The 19,749-nt window shown below is 41.8% G+C and carries 15 protein-coding genes and 2 pseudogenes; 2 read left to right on the plus strand and 15 right to left on the minus strand.

The genetic code is table 11. The annotated features are described in order from the left end of the window. Nucleotide 1: 1 nt before the first annotated feature. The 15 genes and pseudogenes from EIZ58_RS31190 to EIZ58_RS31260 form a co-directional block, all read right to left on the minus strand. The gene (locus tag EIZ58_RS31190; protein ID WP_134704941.1) at nucleotides 2–2,122 is read right to left on the minus strand and encodes a CD3337/EF1877 family mobilome membrane protein; all 2,121 of its coding nucleotides are present in this window, start codon (nucleotides 2,120–2,122) and stop codon (nucleotides 2–4) included. Next, entirely contained in the window at nucleotides 2,119–2,577 is a 459-nt protein-coding gene (locus EIZ58_RS31195; RefSeq protein ID WP_134704942.1) for a hypothetical protein, read from the minus strand. Before EIZ58_RS31195 ends, EIZ58_RS31190 begins: the two co-directional genes overlap by 4 nt. Continuing rightward, nucleotides 2,574–3,524, minus strand: a pseudogene (locus EIZ58_RS31200) (ATP-binding protein); the annotation flags it as partial. The pseudogene EIZ58_RS31200 and the gene EIZ58_RS31195, both read right to left, overlap by 4 nt. 124 nt (nucleotides 3,525–3,648) lie before the next feature. Next, nucleotides 3,649–5,480 (minus strand): annotated as a pseudogene (ltrA, locus tag EIZ58_RS31205) (group II intron reverse transcriptase/maturase). Between the two features lie 286 nt (nucleotides 5,481–5,766). Then, nucleotides 5,767–5,949, minus strand: coding sequence for a hypothetical protein (locus tag EIZ58_RS31210; RefSeq protein ID WP_240689478.1), 183 nt, complete (start codon nucleotides 5,947–5,949; stop codon nucleotides 5,767–5,769). Between the two features lie 251 nt (nucleotides 5,950–6,200). After that, entirely contained in the window at nucleotides 6,201–7,754 is a 1,554-nt protein-coding gene (locus EIZ58_RS31215; RefSeq protein ID WP_134704945.1) for an ATP-binding protein, read from the minus strand. Then, the gene (locus EIZ58_RS31220) at nucleotides 7,747–8,154 is read right to left on the minus strand and encodes a conjugal transfer protein (RefSeq protein WP_134704946.1); all 408 of its coding nucleotides are present in this window, start codon (nucleotides 8,152–8,154) and stop codon (nucleotides 7,747–7,749) included. The genes EIZ58_RS31215 and EIZ58_RS31220 overlap by 8 nt, the downstream gene beginning before the upstream one ends. Before the next feature lie 31 nt (nucleotides 8,155–8,185). Beyond that, complete coding sequence (locus tag EIZ58_RS31225) at nucleotides 8,186–8,407, minus strand: hypothetical protein (protein WP_134704947.1); 222 nt, start codon at nucleotides 8,405–8,407, stop codon at nucleotides 8,186–8,188. A gap of 15 nt (nucleotides 8,408–8,422) precedes the next feature. Continuing rightward, nucleotides 8,423–9,319 carry a conjugal transfer protein gene (locus EIZ58_RS31230; RefSeq protein WP_134704948.1) on the minus strand — a complete coding sequence of 299 codons (897 nt, stop codon included), beginning with the start codon at nucleotides 9,317–9,319 and terminating at the stop codon, nucleotides 8,423–8,425. Between the two features lie 15 nt (nucleotides 9,320–9,334). Continuing rightward, nucleotides 9,335–9,667 (minus strand): hypothetical protein, encoded by a 333-nt coding sequence (locus tag EIZ58_RS31235; RefSeq protein ID WP_134704949.1) that lies wholly within the window; start codon nucleotides 9,665–9,667, stop codon nucleotides 9,335–9,337. Between the two features lie 17 nt (nucleotides 9,668–9,684). Then, nucleotides 9,685–10,533 carry a replication-relaxation family protein gene (locus EIZ58_RS31240; RefSeq protein ID WP_134704950.1) on the minus strand — a complete coding sequence of 283 codons (849 nt, stop codon included), beginning with the start codon at nucleotides 10,531–10,533 and terminating at the stop codon, nucleotides 9,685–9,687. Between the two features lie 15 nt (nucleotides 10,534–10,548). Then, the gene (locus EIZ58_RS31245; RefSeq protein ID WP_134704951.1) at nucleotides 10,549–12,987 is read right to left on the minus strand and encodes an ATP-binding protein; all 2,439 of its coding nucleotides are present in this window, start codon (nucleotides 12,985–12,987) and stop codon (nucleotides 10,549–10,551) included. A gap of 921 nt (nucleotides 12,988–13,908) precedes the next feature. Next, nucleotides 13,909–14,946 carry a hypothetical protein gene (locus EIZ58_RS31250; protein ID WP_134704952.1) on the minus strand — a complete coding sequence of 346 codons (1,038 nt, stop codon included), beginning with the start codon at nucleotides 14,944–14,946 and terminating at the stop codon, nucleotides 13,909–13,911. Between the two features lie 962 nt (nucleotides 14,947–15,908). Continuing rightward, the gene (locus EIZ58_RS31255) at nucleotides 15,909–17,279 is read right to left on the minus strand and encodes an FtsZ/tubulin family protein (RefSeq protein ID WP_134704953.1); all 1,371 of its coding nucleotides are present in this window, start codon (nucleotides 17,277–17,279) and stop codon (nucleotides 15,909–15,911) included. 28 nt (nucleotides 17,280–17,307) lie between these two features. Continuing rightward, entirely contained in the window at nucleotides 17,308–17,682 is a 375-nt protein-coding gene (locus EIZ58_RS31260) for a hypothetical protein (protein ID WP_134704954.1), read from the minus strand. A 487-nt stretch (nucleotides 17,683–18,169) separates the two neighbouring features. Between EIZ58_RS31260 and EIZ58_RS31265 the strand changes: the two genes are divergently transcribed. Together EIZ58_RS31265 and EIZ58_RS31270 are read left to right on the plus strand one after the other, a co-directional pair. Continuing rightward, nucleotides 18,170–18,880 (plus strand): MerR family transcriptional regulator, encoded by a 711-nt coding sequence (locus EIZ58_RS31265; protein ID WP_134704955.1) that lies wholly within the window; start codon nucleotides 18,170–18,172, stop codon nucleotides 18,878–18,880. Nucleotides 18,881–19,030: 150 nt separating this feature from the next. Then, nucleotides 19,031–19,749 (plus strand): IS4 family transposase (locus tag EIZ58_RS31270; RefSeq protein WP_167578082.1); only part of this gene is annotated, 719 nt, incomplete at its 3' end.

Genomic DNA, 19,749 nt, shown 5'->3' on the forward strand with positions numbered 1-19,749 from the left:
ATCACCCTTTTTTCTTTCTCCACGGAATCAGGCTCCGACGTGTATTAGTAGGATGACTAGATGGTTGAGGTTCAACGGTTTGCCCAGTATGGTTTTCTTTGGTTTCATTCCTAACTACCGTCCGTTCCACCACCTGATGTAGATTCCGCTGCTCCGTTTGATGGTTGGTCCGATTCCGTTTCACTTCTTGGATAACATGGGATTGCTGCGTAGTATTTTCATTCCGTGTGATCGCCTGATGTTCTGAAATTGTCCGGTTTAGCTTTTCATTCACATGAAGGACATGCGAATCCTGAGATTGAACATGTCGATTGACCATCTGATTCTGCCCATTTGATTCCCTCGTTTGTTCAATCCGGTTGTTTTGTTGCTGAATGGTTTTCGCTTGGGTTACCCGCTCCCCCTGGTGACGATCCACCAACGAGTGTGACTCCTGGTTATGGATATTTCTCTCACTCCCCGTTTGAACGTTTGGCTTCCGGATAGAATCACGATCAACAACTCCATGATTGGCCATGGGGAACGTTCGAGAGGTTTGTGGACGTGGTTCTTTAGCCTCTTTGGCTGCTGAAACTTCATCCCGTGCTTGCTGGTATTCCGCTGACGCGCGAGACCATTTATGCGTCAACGCGGGATGGATATCACGTTCCACATATCCATGATTTTTCTGAGAAGCACCCGAAACCCCATTCCGCATCTTCCCTCGAATCGCTTCTTTTACCCCAAACTTCCCGCTTCGAAGTGCTGCGGCCGCCCCTGGCACACTGTGCATGACTTCCCGCATACGGGAACGATACTCCCGATAACTGTCTAACGATCCTCTTGTCGTGCTGACTACACCCGCTGTTGTGGTGGCCACAAAGGAAAACAGCTCTTTTCGCTTCAGCCAAATCCCAATGTAACAAAGGATCTGCATGCCTAACACGAACAGATACCCGTGAGAATCCATACTGATCGATTTGTACAAGATGGTTGAAATCGTAAAAATAATCGTCATTAATAAAGCAAAGCCCACTTTCATTAACAGGGCATGCAAACACTTCATCGCCCAATTAAACGCGGTTTGCTGCCAACTCGGAACCAAAGCAATTAAAAGCGGAACCGGCGCAAACAGAATGAGGGCAATAAAGACCACTTGATAGAGGATGATGGCCGCCGCCATCAACAGCATCATGAATGAAAGAATAAGGTTGGCAACGAAGACAAGACCAATAAACCATCCCCGGCTTTTCATCCCCTCTTTACTCATCATGGTATTTCCAAATTGCTGTACTTCTTTTTCCGCCTCTTTGTTTCTTTCTTCACTTCCATACTGCAACTTCAGCAGATCATTAATACGTTCCTTTCCTATCTTTGATTCATCACCAGTTCCATATTGAAGAAATAAGTACGGTCTATAGACCATCACATCAAACATTTGGTTATGAATCGCCGCAATCCCTTCATTCTGCGTGTAGTTTGATCCTGGTGAAATGATATTAGAGGAAGCATTCAATATGTTCGTTTGCAAGTCTCTTGACCAACCGTTGAAAAGAGTTAAAATTTTATCCGACTGCGCGAAAAATCCTAAGGATAAAGCGAAAATCAAGATCATAGACAGCAATCCGGAAAAGGCGCGGGACGTTTCTCGTTTGATCATCCCGACATAGGCTGCCCAAGTTCCCACAACCGTAATAATCAGGATTATAAGGGACGGCCAAACTCCATTATCCCGGAACCCTCCTTGATCAAAACCGGCCACGGATTGAAGCGCTGCGGAGATCTCGGTAATGATACTGCTAATAAAATCTAGTTGAAAGGCTTCGGACACCACTTTCATGACAAATTGGAAAAGAACCAAGTGAGCCATCCAGATGCCATTCATAACATGATCATGGTACCAAGCATAAACGGAATCGCTTATTTTCCCTGAAAGATTAAAGGGATTTTGTATTTCATCTAAATACAAGTCCATCTGATACCGCGAATTTTCATACTGGTTATATTTAAGTTGAACTTGCCCTTCATATGCTTTCGTATCCGTCGGAATCAGATTATCTTCGATGGTTTCTGCATGAATCGCACCTACCATCAATACCAAAACCAAAAGCAAGGAACAAAAAAATCCGAGCCAATACCTCATTTGGCATTCAGCTCCCGTAACACTTTTTTGTTTTTCTCTAGTTTGCTAACGATTTCCTCAAAACTAGGCGTATCTCCATACGAATCTTTTTTCCACCCATCTTGAGTCCGAATGACTCTGAAATCTTCCTTGTGAACCAGATTGTCTCGTGGATCGATATATTCTATCAGATAGTAATACGTATCATCATCGAACTTCCATTCAGTTAATTGATAGTTTTGTAACTCTATATTGTTTTTAGGAGGCATTGCATTCGGATAAAATTTAGTTTTTTTTGCTAAAAGATTATTCATTCCATCACCATCATTTTGAATAACATCCTGTGTATATTTCACAGGAATATCACTAGGTTTTAAACCATTAACAGTCTCCCCTTCACTGACGTTGTCACCACCGCAAGCAACAGTAACCAGCGACATGATAAATAACATAATCAAAAGTCCTATCCGTTTCATGAAGACAGCACCTTCTCTCGTTTTTGTACTTTTTTTCTTTCTGGAGGACGAGTATCGAAGGCTTTAAATAGATCGGCAAATAACGCATTGAAGGTAATCACCCCGCAACGTCCATAGATATCCTGCATTAAGCATTGGCCGTTCTGTAGCTCGCTAATGATGTTGCGGTTAAACTCAGTATCCCGCAAATTAAAGAGCTTCAGAACATTTCTAATTTCGTCCGGATCGGTGCTTCGGAACGCAAATTTCATCCCAATACTGTTTTTGATCTTTTCGCTTAACAAGTCATTCGCATTCTGCGTGACAAAGTAAATCCCGGCATTCATCGACCGTCCGGCCCTCACCAAACGAGAAGATAAATTTCTCCCTTGGGATGTGTTCAAAACCGCCCAGGCTTCATCCATGAGGACAATTTTAAACTGGCTGCGGTCACCCTGAATGAACTTGAGAGCAAAGCTGGATATGGGCAGCATCATGGCCACGGACAGCATTTCCGACAGGGTATATTGAGCCGGATCGGTTTCAGGAGCAGGCAGCTCCAAGTCCTGGATTTGCAGGACATTCAATGCAGTATGAAATTGAATGGCTCGGGATCGATCCCCATCCCCAAACAGCAATCGGGCAAACGACAGCTCTTGAAACGCTCGAATGTGTTCTCCCAGCTGCATGCTTTCCGGATCATCACTTAGCAAAAGGACATCCACCACGGCACTTAAAGACGGCCGATCGGATTCGGCCACTTGTTTCACTGCCTTACTCAGTTTGGGAAAACGATTCGAGTCATTCATCTGGACGCCAGTAAAATACGTCAAGATATTGAGTGCTAGAGCTTCCGCATCTTTCACGTCCTCAAAAATCGAAAAGGGATCCAGTTTACCCCGATCGTCCTCCTTCGTGGACAACGTAATGATGTTAATATGACCTTCCAGCGCCTTTAAATCTTGTTTCCAGTTCCCGCGCTATAGTGATAGGTAAGGCTTTGATATGATCTCTACCTTTTCCCCCACTTCACACTGAGCGCGCCTCTTTCAAGGCACTCAGCGTTCCATCGTTTCCAACTGACATGATAAGTTAATTCGATAATACTATCGGTTTATTTCCAGACTCCATTCTAAGGCGGTTGAGTTTTTCTAGTTGTTTTACTGAGAGGCGGAGAGCTTTGATGATGGCGATAATTTTCTTCTTATCTATTAAATGAATCAATTTGTGTACAAGATAATCCATAATGACAAGATTGCTGTATTTATCCGTACCACCATTTTTCAAGGGTTTGATGTGGTGACAGTGTACCCTATCTACTCCAATCCATTCACCCGTGATATAGCATTGACCATACTGCGCGATGTATTTTGAGATCCTATTGTCGTTGTATTCTATACTCCTAGTTTTAGAATAGGTTGACATGACTTGCCTTATACATCTCTTGGTATTGCCCTTAAATTGCTGTGAATTTTATCGCGTCCCTCAGCTGTGTAACTGCAAGTGTCTTGCGAGAAATTCATAGGGCTTTTATGATGAACACCGGTAATAGGAAGTAGAGGTGTATTTTGTACTGCATACACTTTCGTGTAACCCTTGATCCCATCCGCTCTCTTCTGGAATTTCTCAGATGTTTCACTAAACTTCATGACCTTACAATGATTTTTAAGTCTAGATTTAATGGTTTTCAGTAGGATGTAGTTAATATCCGTTAGATCAAGATAAATTTTTGTGGCATACTTGTAATAGTTTTGTATTCCAATTAAGGTAATGTTAAATTTTAGTACATTCTCAGACTTCGGAGATGTTTGAATTTCTTTAATTCGTTTCTTTAAGATTCTTTTCGTTTTATCTATGGCCCAATCCGTCATACTAGATTTAGCGACATATCCATGTTTGGACTTGCCCTGTTGAACGGATTTAATTTTGAATCCTAAGAAAGAGGATGCATTCTTTTTCAAATTAACCACATTAGATTTTTCCTCGTTGACTTCGAGTCCAAGTCTTTTACGCAAGAAGTCAATGGTTGCATGATAGTATCGCTTGGCATCTTGATAAGTTCTACACATGATCTTGAAATCGTCAGCGTATCGGATGATATACCCGTCTTTCAGGTTTGTGTATTTTCTCGCATACTGCAGAAATCCTGTTGATCTCGCATTTCTTGGTTTAAAGGTTTCCCATTGGTTGCTTATCCACCAATCGAGTTCATTAAGAACAATGTTGGACAAAAGTGGAGATATGATCCCACCTTGCGGTGTTCCTTTTGTTGGGATTCCCTCACCCTCGATTTCGGATTTCAGTATTTTAGAGATCACACAGAATAAGGACTTATCTTTTATTCCCAAGGTCCACATTTGCTTAAGTAATTTTCCATGGTTTACATTGTCAAAGAATCCCTTGATATCGATGTCAACGCAGTAATGGTGATTACCTATATTTATGAGGCTAATCATTCGACTTAATGCATGATGGGTACTTCTATTGGGTCTGAATCCATAGCTGTGTTTGTGAAACTTCGCTTCGCATATGGGTTCTAAAACTTGTAATATGCTCTGCTGAACTAATCGATCCCAAATAGTAGGTATCCCTAGTGGACGCATTTTATGGCTTCCTTCTTTAGGAATAAAAACCCTTCTGACAGATTGTGGGTTATACTTTTCCAATCGCTTCCTGACTTCATGGACAATCTGTGTATCATTCAGGTGCCAGATGTCTTTAATGGTTAATCCGTCAACTCCGGCGGTCTTACTACCTTTATTGGTTTTAATATTTCTGTATGCCAGTCTAATGTTTTGTTCTGAACCGATAATATCCATTAACTTATAGAAGTTGTTACCGTTAAGACTTCTAGAATATAATTCATCATACATCGTTTGCATGTCGTAATATTCGCTATGTCTTAACTTGGCTTTCTTCAACATGGGCTGTAGTCTCCTTTCTGGAGAAACTACATCTCTTAGTCTTACTCGAAACCATGTTAACCGTTAGTAACTGTCAATCTTCAACGACTAGTGGCTAACCCTCTGCGTTCATTACACGCTTCATCAGTACTGTGCCACCACTTTCACTACCATAAATCTAGGTTATACAGCTAACTAATCTCATTAGTGCTTTCCCTAGAACCGTTTCATCAGAAGCAAGCCTTCTACGTTGGTAGCTTACCACGTTCCGTCAATCCTATCTGTACATGACACTTTTAGGTTTCTCCTATGAGCCTGCTACTTGGATATCGCCTGTAACGATATATGGGTTTTCATAAAGGAGAGTTTTACTCGCCCACAGTAGCGACACTAGATGTGCCAGCAAGCCTTTCGACTTGCTCCCGATATAGACCCGTACCATCAGAGATTCGTCTGCACAACCATCGGTCGCTCTGGTTCTTTTGTGCATCCTAACCATGAGTGTTTTGTAGACTCCCGGCCTATAGGCTACACCGTCCACCTCTGGACAGCTTTCGTGTCTTATGACTTACGGTAGCTCTCAGCCGACTTCACCGAGCTTCATACAGTTTGATTCTTGCTCATCTTCCTGCATGTCGGAGGATTAGAGGAAGCCCTTCAAGGCGTTACCCTATCATTTGACTTCTCGGAATGACAGTTCACTGTGAACTTTTTGTGCTCAACAGCGCCTAACCTTTTCAGTTAGGAACGTGTCGCGCCCCCCTTCGGATCAATGACCAGTGCCTTGGCTCCAGACAATACACTTAAATAAGTGATCAGGTTGGATGAAAAAGATTTCCCACCGCCTAGGGATCCTAAAAAACAAGCGGAAAGGGCATTGGTTTTAGTCCCCCGTATGCCTTGAGCCGCCCGATTAGGTGTGATGTAAACTGGCTGATTCAAAATCCCGGTAAACCCAATATAAAACCCCTGTCCGTCTCCAATTTGTTTGGTGGCCCCAAACATACCTCCCGCCAAGGTTCCCGGTTCCATGTAATGAATGTAATCGTCAATAAACCGTTTTGATCCCGGAAGAAATTCATTGAACGCCAACCACTGGTCACCGTAAGGCTGCTCCACCTGAATCATCATGTCATGGAATAGATCTTTGACAATATCCGTCCGGCGCTTACATTCATCCTCGGTAGGAGCCGAAACGCATAATACGATTGATGTTAGAAGTAGCGGCATCCGTGTCCGCTGTAAATGAGCCTCTAATTCGTGAGACTCGGCCCGCCCTTCCAGAACGGTCAAGCTCGTATCATGATCCGTCTCCTGGGCATGCCGGTCCTGGTCTTTCAGCTCCATTTGTTTATTGCGAACGGCAACCAAGGCTTTACGATTTTCCATCGTTTCCGTTCGGATCGAGACTTCCACAGGAAAGTCCAAGCTTTGTATGGCATATAACCATTCATCACCGGGATGGATCATTTCATAAGGCACGTTGGAGATCGTCAAGAAAGCGACATGACCCTCCCGGTCTTCCCCATCCAAGACTTGTTTGATTTTCAGGCTTCGCCCAGGGCTCTCATCGATTAAACCTTCCGTTAGCCGTAAGAGATCGCGATAAACAGGACGGCGAACTTGGATATCCCCATCCTCAAATTCTTTTACATGGACGGTATAAGCCGGGCTCCATTGATGCAAAACCGGGGCTTTTCCCATCCCACGATACCAATTTCGACGGATCATCCATTGAATCGTCTCTTCGTCCACCGGTTCGCCATACAATCGGTTTGAGATTTTTGTAAAAACACGTTTTTCATTTTTCCGATGACGTTGAATGTCTTCTTCCAGGATGTCCGGCCCTTCGATCCCCGCGCTTTCATGAACGGTATGGAAAAAGTCCTTGAACGCTTCCTTGATTTCACGAAAGAGATTAAACCTATCCTTCTCTGGCTTCGGCAATTTGACCCCCAAGTAAAATCGGTATTCTGTCCCTTCATGGCCGTGCCGTTGTTCCAACACGGAAACGGAATCTTCTGCATGCTGAATGGCGGCATCCACGACGGGACCGGACAAAGTCTCCTTAAATCGGTCATGCTTTTCCCGGATACTCTGAAAATCCGGGAGAATAAGCAAGTGCAGATCCGCGTTGATCTGCCAGAAAAAACTTTCTAAACGGCGAAATTCCAGATCCTTTTCTTCATCAGATAAAAAATCATAGTTGTATCCGGGGATCTCATAATACACCCATTCCTCATCTTGCGAAAACACCAGATTCCCCTCGTAGTATCGTATAGGAAATTCAATCATGGGATTGACCTCCTTCCGTAACACTCAACTTCCGGTATCCGACTAAGGAACAGTATCGATAAGGATTTTTTGGACGAGACATTTCCTTGTACCGATTATGTTCATGCGGGGATAGCTGAAAAGCGATCCAACGTAGAATGAACCGGTGCGGAGCTTTCCCATCCAACAACTGTTTCGTGAAAAACCACGAGATAAATCCTGGGATGACGAGATATTCCACCAACGGTAAACCAATAAAACTGAAGGGTGGAAATTGATCCAATCCCCACATCAAGCCAACACCGCCAATAAAAAATCCGATCTGTCGATAACTAATAGGCATCGGAAACGCGATATCCTGTATTCCGTATAACATCTTTGGGACTTTCCAAACACTCGTATAGGTGCGCATTCGTCGCATCAAGCTCCCCTCCACTTCCGTGTTTTCTTCCTCATGCCCCGAATACCTTATCAAATACCGATTTCCCTAGGGTTTTTATGGATTCCGGGAAGAAGACAAACACCGAGACCATCAAGGCAAAGACAAAAAAACCAATAAATTTGCTAAATTCTCGTCGGATCAGATACACAATGGCTAAAGCCCCTAAAACCACCATAAACACCGCACCAATCTGCACCGAAAACCAGTTTTGAATGTTTTCTCCAAAGTTCATATCCCTCTTGCCTCCCTATTCCTCATGTTTTAAATCCATCACAAACCAGCGTTCCTTCTCTTTTTGGAGCTTCAACACAAAAGGAGTATGGAATTTCGTTTTCATGCCTTTTTCGGCAAACGTCACTTGAGTATGGATTTCATATACATCACTCTGTTTGGTTGGATAAACCTCCACCTTTTTCACGGTCACGAAATCTAACGTCCCATGTAATCCTTCAATCGTATTGATTTTACTGAAATAGGTAATTTCTTCTGGCTTTCCTGTGGCATAGACTTTGAAAAAGCTGTCTAAAAAATTGGAGATGGCAGTCGTGAGGGTGGAATCGTGGATGATGTCCGCCGATGCTTTTTCTGGCTCCGGTTGGATCTCCGGCTTCTTGGGTGTCGGGACAAAATAGGGAATATCATAGACAACAAAGGATTTTCCATCAGATGTTATCGGAACCACAAAGTATTTGATTTTGTAAGCCGGTTGGTTGTTTTCGGTCAAGGTATATTGGACGCGTAAAGTCACTTTCGCCTGGTTAGGACCGGTTTCTTCGATATCCCATACTTGGCTTTTCATCAGCTTAGAGCTGGAATCCAACCCCTCAATACCTAACCCAGCTTGAGGATCGATGCCTTCCATCAGATATGGGGCTAATCGCTTCTTACGCTCTTCAAGCACTTTAGGGTCCTTATTCCATAGAAAATACTCATAAGCTAAATTATTAGCAAAACTACCCACACCGGGTCCTGTGGCGGGATTCATCGGCTTTTGCTCCTGCACTTGGGCTTGAACCGGGGTGGGTGAAGTAGGACGAATGAGAGCAAACGTAGATGCGATTACGACATACCCGGTCATCGTCCAAAACACTATTTTCACTATGCGCTTTCGTAATACCGTTCTAGGGTATTTGCGTTTTTCCATGCTAGTCACCTCCACTCATTTCATCCATTCCTTCATGGCTTCTCTTTTCTTTTCTTTACGATCCATTTCTTCAATCAAGGCCCAGACAGCGGCGATAATCAGTACGGCAACTCCTAATGTCGGCCAGATCCCATAGGTTACGTAGAAGGGATGGGTGAACCCCCACAGTTCATCGACGGCTTTTTGAAACGGTTCATATCGCGAGTAAGCAAAGATCCCCGTTCCCATAAACACCCCAAAAACAACAAGCACCCACATGACGTTCACCAACAATCTTTGGACCCATCCCGGCATACCTCCACTACGGCCGGAAACGCCCGATTCTTTTCTTTTCACGTCATACCCCATCTCAAGACCTCCTTTCCTTATTGCACGCGGTTGGCAATCATATATAACCGCTGTGGATCACTTGAATTCTTGGCTTTCCAAACGGAACCATACGGGTTGTCCAAAACCTCTTCATAAGTGCTATACATCACCTCGTTCAGATGAGACGTATCGACCTCTTTCGTATGACTGATCAGACGATCCCGCTCGTTCGGTTTATCTGAAACAAACAAAACACGAACAGCATTAATCGGAACATAAACCGCTCGATGCTTGGCATATGCCGCTAGCTTGCCATACTCGTTGTAGCGAACCAGTTTTTCCTTCGAAACTTCCGGCTTTTGACGACTGCGCTCCATCTCTAAAAAATAAAGAAAATGAAATTCCTTATCTTGATTCACCCGGCGAAACAAAAACGCGCCATCTGGGCGTATCACGTTCTTTTTCTCGTTTCCATACTGAAGAAAACCTTCTCTCTCAGAAATAAATTCCATGAACTCTAAACCGTCCGAAGGGGCAGCTAACCGGAAAGCTCCCGTCAGGTGAGCAACACGAAGGGAATGATGAATAAACGTAGGGGTACGCTGTGTCCATCGGCTGTCCCAATTGGCTTCCCCTAAAATCTCGCGGACTTCTTCCACTCCCTTGGTATCCAACGATAAAATAGCCTGTTGTCCCCCTTTCCCGGACTCTTTGGAAGCGGCCACCATCTTGATATAGCCTTCATTCACCAACGCCTTCACATCTCGATAAACATAATTTTTTTGAAAGGGACGGCCATCTTCATGCACGTATAAATACTTCATTAGAAAAGCGTAATCCAAAAAGACAAAATGATACAAATCAATGAGTAACTGTTCTTCCCGCGGTCCTATCGGTTTGGCCATGTCATTCCCCCTTTCTTAAAAAAATCCATCATCATCCTTACTGGTCGATACCGTAGTAACCGGTATCAAAGATTCTTGTTTTTCCTCTACGGGAGGATCAACAATCGGATCGTCTCCTGGATCGTCTCCTGGAGCTTCCGAAAATCCTTGTGAATCCTGTTCTTTTTTCCGGGCTAATGCTTCTTGCTGGACTCGGCGCTTGTCCATTTCCTTCCGAATGGCTTCCTCCTCCGCTGTTTTGGCTTCCGCTAAGGAACGTTGAATGATCGTTTCCATGGCATCCCCGAATTTGGCTTGACCAGGCGGTTTCATCCGAACTAAAAAGGGCGACGTCCGTTCATCCCCTACTTGCATGCGAACATAGGCATGATACGGTTCGATCGAAAGAAAATCTTGCTCGGTTAATAAATCGGAATGCATGGCTTCCTGTACTTGCCTAGCGTCAGCTGGATTCCCCAACCGAAAGGAGATGAATGTTCCAAAGTTTCGGAAAATCGCATCGCTAATGTCAGGGGGAACCTGACCTCTCAATCCCTGCATGCCAAGCACAATGGAGACTTTGAATTTACGCAGCTCCGAAGCAAAGGACTCGATCGCATCGGCCGAATGTTCCATAAATGTCGGTGCTTCATCAACGAAAATCATATGATATGGTAATTGAGAACGATCTGTAGTATCCGATCGGCTTTTTCCTGCCAGCTCCGCGAACGTAAGACACAAGGACCCTACCATCTTCTTTTCGTCATTCGTTAGGCCGCTTAAATCTACCAGGTTGATCTGCCCTTCATCCATGCTTTTCCGCCACGGAATCCCGTTTGTACACGCCCCGAGCATCGGCCCAAGGGTTCCGGATAACGTCATTTTTCGTAGTTTGTTTAGGGTAGAATTGGTTTTTTGCTGATGATCCCGTTCACTCAGTTCATCCAAATGGGTAAAATAACGTCGTAAAACCGATTCAGACGGATCATCTGGATTTAACCGATCCACCACCGTTTTCCGGTACACTGGATCTTCCAACAACCGTTGTAAGTTAGATAGACTAGCCTCCCCGACCCGTTGTAGAGCAATCCCTCCATTTAGGAAATTATCATCGATGTTTGGGCCCCAAAAGTCCTTCCACGTGCGCTTTAGGACATCTGCCACGTTCTGTGCGATTTTATCCTCCGTAGCATGAAAATCAATATCGTACACATTAAAGGGAAACTCCCCCTCCGAAAACTTCACATATCGCACCAAATATTGTTTATCTGGAGGAATTCGGGCGGCAATATCTTTACAAAGATCGCCATGTGGATCAATCACCGTAAATCCAATACGCTGCTCTTCCGTCCAAAGATGGACAATATCCTCACCCAAGTTATAAAGAGCGGTAGATTTTCCCATCCCGGAAGACCCGATGATGGCTGCATGATAACGCAAAGTCTCCAAATCAAGCGGGACATCCGTTTCCTCCCCGTGATAAATATGTTTACCAAGTGTAACCGAAAGGGGCTTCCGATCCTCCAAAACCTGCTTCACTTCTCGGGGCAAAGGGGTTCGACGCATTTTGATTCGTTGCAGCTTGTTTTGGGTGACTCTCCCGGAAGGAAGCCGCATCATTGCCGCCATCTCTTCCGAACCTAAAATCACATAGCGTTTCATTCGCTCCATGGAATAAATCCGGTGCTTAAACTCGTATCGAAAGACCGGACGGATCGTCCGAAACCACCACCACTCTCGCCCTTTTAAACCATTCAATCGACCGGATGAAAAAGTACCCAAAGAAGTACCACAAGCTTTCGCTAACTGCTTGGCTTCTTTTTCCGTATCAGCAAAAGCCACGGCCTTGATCGACAATCGGGATAATTGACGCGTCTTTTTCCCTTGAATAGCGGAAACATAGAGCTTGTTGTCTTCCTCTAAAGATGGATCATCTTCTAATTCCCGTTCAAACTGACGTAAGATCCCGCGAAAATCCCTTTCCGTTTGATACGCCGGCTGAACCAAAAACTGCAGGCGTATTTCTTGCCTCCCTTTCAACGTAGAAAGAAACTCTATGATTTCTGATTGGGTATCTACCACTTCGTTATGATAGGTTTTAATCGGTACCGTCCAGTGAGATTCCGTAAGCAGCTTCATCCCTGCATGAGGACGACTAAAATCTACATCCGAAGGAGCATAATCAAAAATTTCAATCTCCGGCTGCTCTGAGTAAAACTTGGTCTTAAAGGCACGCTCAATCTCCGAATCCGGTACCCATACCACATAACGAATAGCTTCGGCCGTCGCGTGGATCTCCCAGCTCACCCAAGGTTGATAAATGATCCGACGATACCACGGTCGCTGTAAAGAGATCAATAAGTTCGCCCAAGCAGTCTCATCCTTGAAATACAAAATTTTCGCATCTAGGGTGTTTCTCAACTCCAAATACTTTCCAGGACTCGGAATCAAAAACCGCAACAAATGATACCGCACATCCTCTTCCTCCATTCCATAGCCAGCTTACTTATCCAACATCCTTTTCAAATCTACCCTCGCTCTGCCCCCCCATACACCTTCCAACTCTTCGAATTTACCCTCACTCTCTCATCCTTAAATCTACTCTCACCTCTTTTCTATTTCTCCCCTCCCTTACCCCCCACACTCACACACCCCATAACCTACTCACTTACTAACAAACAAAAAATAAATACTAACTAACTTAGTCTGTTGTTTAGATCGTAGGTCGATTATGTAACTAAGGTCCTGCACCAAAGGGTCACGGAAAACGTCCCACCTGCCGTGACCCTTTGGTGCAGGACCGGCTCTACCTTCCCCTCCATCTTCAAGTGCAGTTAAATGTGATATCATAAGTCACAAAATACAAAAGAATCAATCATCTATTAAACTATACGTTTAGCTACACTCATTTAAGGGGGTTAAAATACCAATATAGGTAAATTTATCCTTTTAAATCATATTGTTTTTGGTTATTCAGTTGGTTAATGAAAAATAAAATAGATATAAAATGTCATAGTGATTTAATTTAAAATAAAAATTCAATTATTAAATGCCATTTTTAAAAACCATTAGGATGATGATCGAGCTAGTTTTAATCCAAGTGTGGCAAAGGTTCTTGAGTTTGTCATGAAAGAATCCATAGGGCCTAAAATAGAATGCACAAGCACGTTTCTAGTAATCACTTCGATAATTCTATAATCCACAATTGTATATTTTAATTTCCACAGATTTTAGGGGGAAAAGGACATAAAAAAAGTGAAGAAAACATGATTTTCATGTCTTCTTCACGGTGAAATTCAACCGATAAGCTTTGAAATCGAATAGAAGGGATGAGTAATTGTTTTTTGGCAGCACCAATAGACCGTTCACTAGATCATTTTTAAAAAAGTGACGGTCTTACACGTTTTCCAACCAATTATAAAAGACAAAGGGGATGTTCTCCTCGCAAGGGGGATCTATCTTAGATTTGATCTTCTGAATCGCCTGGGTTATAATCTGCTTTTGTTTTTCAAAACGTTTGATCCATAGGGATGCGCCGGAAACAAGCGTATCTTCCATGGTTTGAATGGCTTTTGTCACATAGAAGACCTGTTTGTGTAAGGTGGGCAGTATCTTTTGCTCTAAGTCTACCAAAATGGATCGAAGGTATTTTCCTATTTCCCCTTGCATATCCAATTCATATAGCTTGTGCACGGAAAGAAGTTTCTTCAGCGCATGGGTAAATAACTCCAAGCCTACGGATTGTAGGGAAGAAAGATAATGCTTCTTTAATTTTAAGATGTCTTCACGGGATGTAGCGGACACCAGCTCGTCCACACCATGATCCAAAAGAATTTCCTGAAGAAGCTTTTGTTCTCCTTCATTGGCCAAAGCTTCTTGATAGGCATACTGATCCTGTAGACCAGTAACTCGTACCATTTCTCTATTCTTTTCAGTTACAATTTCTAGTTTAAGAAATTGCTGCACCTCATCAAGGACTAAGTAAATAGGTTCCCGATAATAAAGGTTCAGTACTCCGTTTCTTTCCTCTTTTGAATGATATAAAGTAGACAGATCACGCTTTAACGGTCTGCCGGTATGAACCCCGGCCCAAAGGGTATACAGAACAAACCGTTGGCCGTGTACACTCATGGAGCGGAATTCAGCAGATTCTAGGAATGGATAATGCTTAATATATCCCTGGGAGAACTCATCTACCTTTTTGTTGAGATAGAGTCGATCCCCTTCTAAACGCAGCATGTCATCTTGAATCCCTTTTTTGATGAACTTGCGTATGGATTGGTTATCACAACGAAGCTTCTCGGCCATTTCAGAAAGGGTGAGCGGAATGAACCCATCCCAACAGACATAGCGAGATAGCAAGAAATTAAATTGCATTCTTAAGGAACTAAAGGATTTGGTCATATTAGGATTACATAAGTCACGATGGATCATTCTACTCACCTCCCGAAAATAAAAGTAAATATATCAGTAGTAATTATTGATAATAGTTAGGATTAAAAGTATAATTATCTAAAGAAGGCAATATTTAAGACGACCCCAGGTTTTCATTTTTTGAAAACAGGGCTTGTAGTTTTTATTTATTGTGATGAGATTAACGGCCACCAACCAAAATCTCAAATTAAAACTTAATGCTCGAGTCAAGTGTTACCAGCACTTCACTCAAACGATTATCTCCAAGTTACCAGCTTGGAGATTTATTCTTTTATAAAAAATAAAAAAACGTCTATCGAAAATCGACACACGTAAGGAAATAAAGGATGATTATACACTTGTCCCGTAAAAGGACACATGGGTATACCATGCCTCTTCCTTATGCGCTAATTAAACTATACAATACTTAAGAAAATTTATCCAGATGTATTTTAAAAATCACTAGTCAAAATTTGAAATTAATGCTATGATATAGATAACTTAATATGCCTTGTGCGCTGCGAAAACCACTCCTTCGGGAGTGGTTTTTTGCATTGATAAAACTGCATTATCTTGTCCATATCGGGATATAAGGAACAGATACAATCTATACGATCCTTCTCTAAGGGTCTTAATTTAATAGATTCATCAATGGCATTGATGCTGCCTGTCCACCGGAGTCTAAAGTATTTTCATCCATGGAGCAGGAAAAATAAAAGCAGGCTTTCACTCGCAATCAATTTTCAGTTACAGTTGTGCTTAAGACTGTCTTATAACGCTTAATGAGTCTTTATACAGCATAATACATCCTGAATGACAACAATCATCGTCTGTTTTTCATTGGAAAAGTAAATGCGGGCTTTCGCCCGCAAAAAAATTCATTATCTACATTTTACCTATTTATGATTAGTTGAATTATATCGTTTAATTGTCTTTATACAGTATAATGCATCATAAAGCGTAACTCCTGTGTAAATTCAACTTTAGTTCCTTTTCATTTTAAATGGATTTTTGACTTCGTTAGACGATGCTGCCGCGATTTCCTTTTTTACTGCAAAAGGATTTACCGGTGCATCACTGTTGGTTACCATTCTGGATCTCGCTCCTGTTTTCTTAAACGGGTTCACATTGAGATCTCCGTCAATATTAAATCCTGAGGATTTTTCTTCTCGTTCCCGTTGCTTGCGGATTAATTCTTCAGATTCTTCTCTTAGATACTTCGCACGCTCTGGTAATCCTCGTAAGCTAACAATCGTATAAACCAAAGCATGTTTTGAATCCCAGGTAGAACGTCCATAATATATGGGCACCTCTAATTCTTCTTGTAAACGTCGATTAATCTTTTCAAGAGTATTCGCATTTAGAATATCTTCTTTATTTTTAGGCATAACGACATGAAGTCCGAATGCAATCGCATCCTGTTCATAGTTAAATCCATTGGCTAAGACGTTTTTCCCTCGATACGTAGAGACAATTTCATGAATTAAGTCCGCTTCACTCTTGAGATTGGTTTCTTGAAGATTAATTTTCTTTTTGGCAAAAGTCAGAAGTCCACCTGTTAAAAGTAACTTGTTTTTAAAATCCTCTGCATCCAATGTTTTATCGGATTCTAGAGTCGTTACAACGTTCCACTCGTGAAGAATCGAAGCCACTTTATAGTTGGAATATCGATCCCAAGCAAGATGAGTCGCTTCCTCTTCCCCTTGATCTTTGGCTTCCAGATGATCTTCAATAATTTTCTTATTGTCAAGGATAATGAGATTTTCCAGAACACGATACTGACTGCCTTGACCGTCTTCACGAATCTCTTCCAGTTTAGCAGTTAGTTCTTTTAGTGCATTAAAAGCATTGATGTTTTCATCAATATGTGGATTCGGAAGACTCACGATGGCCATCACTGGTTTTCCTATGTAATCGGCACACACATCAATAAGCATATTGATGGATCCGGTTCCTGTTCCCCCACCCAAGGAAGCGACAATGACGATGACTTCGGCATCTTTCATAACACGTTGAACAGCTCCAAATACGGACTCACCATTGGTCTCTATCGCAGCGCGACCTTTTTCCGGATCCATACCGGCCCCTTTTTCAAATTCTTTCCCCTTCAAGGCTAACCGATTATTTTTATCTACATTTTTTAAACTATCAATATCTCCCTGGTTGGTATTGATACAAAGAACAGGATAACAAGGTTCCTGATTCACCGGGTTTCGGATTCCCGCAAAAGCATCTACGATCTTTCCTCCACCTTGCCCTAATCCGATAAAACCAAACTGTGTTCCTAAAGATGCTCCACGTTGCTTCACAAAACTCTCCAATTCCCAAACGTTATCAATTGTAATTTTGCTCACCTATATTCCCTCCCTCTTTATATGAAAATCAAATCGCTGCATTCTTCATCACAGCGGAAACAATCTTGCTGGTTTTTAAAAGGTCCGGTTTTTCTTGAATAAGTCTTCCCATCAGTTCTGCAGCAACTTCCCCATTTTTTGTTAAAAAGTATTTATCCGCTGTTCCATCTTTAAAAAAATCGATAAACGTCGTACCAATAAGTGTGGCTACAGCTTCATCTACCGTATATCGGAATTTTCGAGAAGATAGATCAATCCCTAAAGAAGATTGGTACTCCCGAAGAATATCAATCTTAGAGATTCCTCCATCCTTCGTTGATATTAAATAAAATACATCTAAAACGGAATCTTTGAGTACCCGATCACAGATGTAATACACGATTTCCTCTGTAAACAAATCCAAGGCCCTTCTCCCTTCCTTCCTTGCTTTAAGATAGGATTACTTTAGGAAACATAATCACGCATTATCAAAACTTATAAATTATTAGGCTGTATTATGCGACATATTTAAAATATACCATGGTAATCCAACTGTGTGAAGGAGATAATTGGTAAAATCACCTTTCTAGGAGCAATATTTAACTGAAAGATCTAACCAGCCAGTTTTGAAATAAAGCATCTTCCTTGTAGAAATCAGATAATTTATAAAAGGTTACAGTTCGATTGTATTGAGGTTACAAATCAATTGTATAGGGGTTACAAAATGAAAAAAATGGTGTGTATAAGATGTTTACAAAAATATTAGAAAAGGATTTATATGATATTAAAAAAGAAATTATAATTCTATACGAATGGAAATGAATTTAATTGTAGTTTTATATATTTATTAAAAATGCTAGAATTTTTATATACAACTGTCTTGTAGGTGGGTTACAAATGAGGAGGGGGTTATGAGAGTTGAAAAAATCTATTCAATATCTCAAGTAGCAGAAGAAATTGATGTGTCTACGGGTACAATACGTCACTGGGAAAAGGAAATGGACGGATTAATTATTGTACGTAGAGATGAGCAAAATAATCGCTATTACACGAGGGAAGATATTGAACAGTACCAAAAAATTAATAGATTAAGAGAAGAGGGTTTTTCACTTGCTAATATAAAGAAAATCTTTGAAATGATGTCATCAGATAGCCCTTTAAACGGAGAGGACTCAGGACAACTGACTTATATAAGTCCAACTAACCCCAATAATCTCCCCAATGAGATGAAATCGGTCAATCAATTGGCTGAATCATTTCAGCATTTGCTTCAACACATTGGTGAATTAAATAAAAAAGTAGATGACCTTGCAGTTTCTAATCAAGCAACAAAAATTTTAGAAAAATTGAATGAATATCAAAGTCAGTTGCCGAAAAGTGTTGATCACGTGGCTGAAAGACAAAGGCGAATCACAGATCACATTACACAAAAGAGAGTGGAGTCCAAGCTTGAAGAAGAAGCATTAAGTATATGGTTGCAAAAGCCCTTATCAGAGCGAGTGAAGAAAGTTGGGTGGTTTAGAAAAGAAGAAGATTTGGATGCTCGTAATCGATTTGTAAAACAATATATTTATCAGAATTATGAGGAGCGATTAAAACAAGAATACGATATAAGTGAATAAAAGAGGAAAAATGGAAGAGTATTTCGGTTGATTGTTATAGGGGTACGACCGCATGCCCATCAAGCTAAGCATAACTCGTACCCCCAAAGAGGAAAAAATAGGATATTCTTTCTATAAATCTATTTATTTGTAGAAAGGATGGTCTTTTCTATGGAACCGATGCCCTCCCTTTCCATCAACGAAGAAGTACAACTTATGGTTCAAGAATTACGGCAATATTTTTCTTTTACTCAATTGGAAGACCTAGCTCGACAAACTGGGTTTATTCAGCGTAAGGGAAAACTGGCAGCTCAAGATTTCGTCTTCTTATGTTCTTTCTCAAATCAAGATCTTTCTACCGATTCGTTAACATCCTTATGTAGTCAACTGGATGCTTCCAGAAGCGTTTCCCTGAGTTCAGAGGGCCTTAACCAAAAATTTAATGAATCAGGAGTAGATTTTCTAAGGAAAATCTTTTCCATGCTTCTTCGTAAAAAATTAGCCTCTTCTTCACCCATCCCTTGCGATCTAGACCGCTATTTCAAACGGATTCGGATTCTAGATGCGACGGTTTTTCAGCTACCAGACCTCTATGCTCACCGTTATCCCGGATCCGGAGGGAGGGCTCATACATCTGGTGTGAAAATTCAATTGGAATACGACCTTAAGACCGGCGATTTTTTACATGTAGACGTAGGAAGTGGCAGCACGAGTGATGGTTTATATGGTGCCAAGCTGGCGAAAACGGTGGAGAAACAAGACCTCTGTATTCGAGATTTAGGTTACTTCTGTCTAGAGGATTTTGAACAAATCGAGCAACGTGGTGCTTATTATATTTCACGTTTAAAAATAAACGTTCGAATTTACCGTAAAAACGAGAAAATCGAGCG

Origin of the sequence: Ammoniphilus sp. YIM 78166, from assembly GCF_004522215.1 — a bacterium.
Lineage (GTDB): Bacteria > Bacillota > Bacilli > Aneurinibacillales > RAOX-1 > YIM-78166.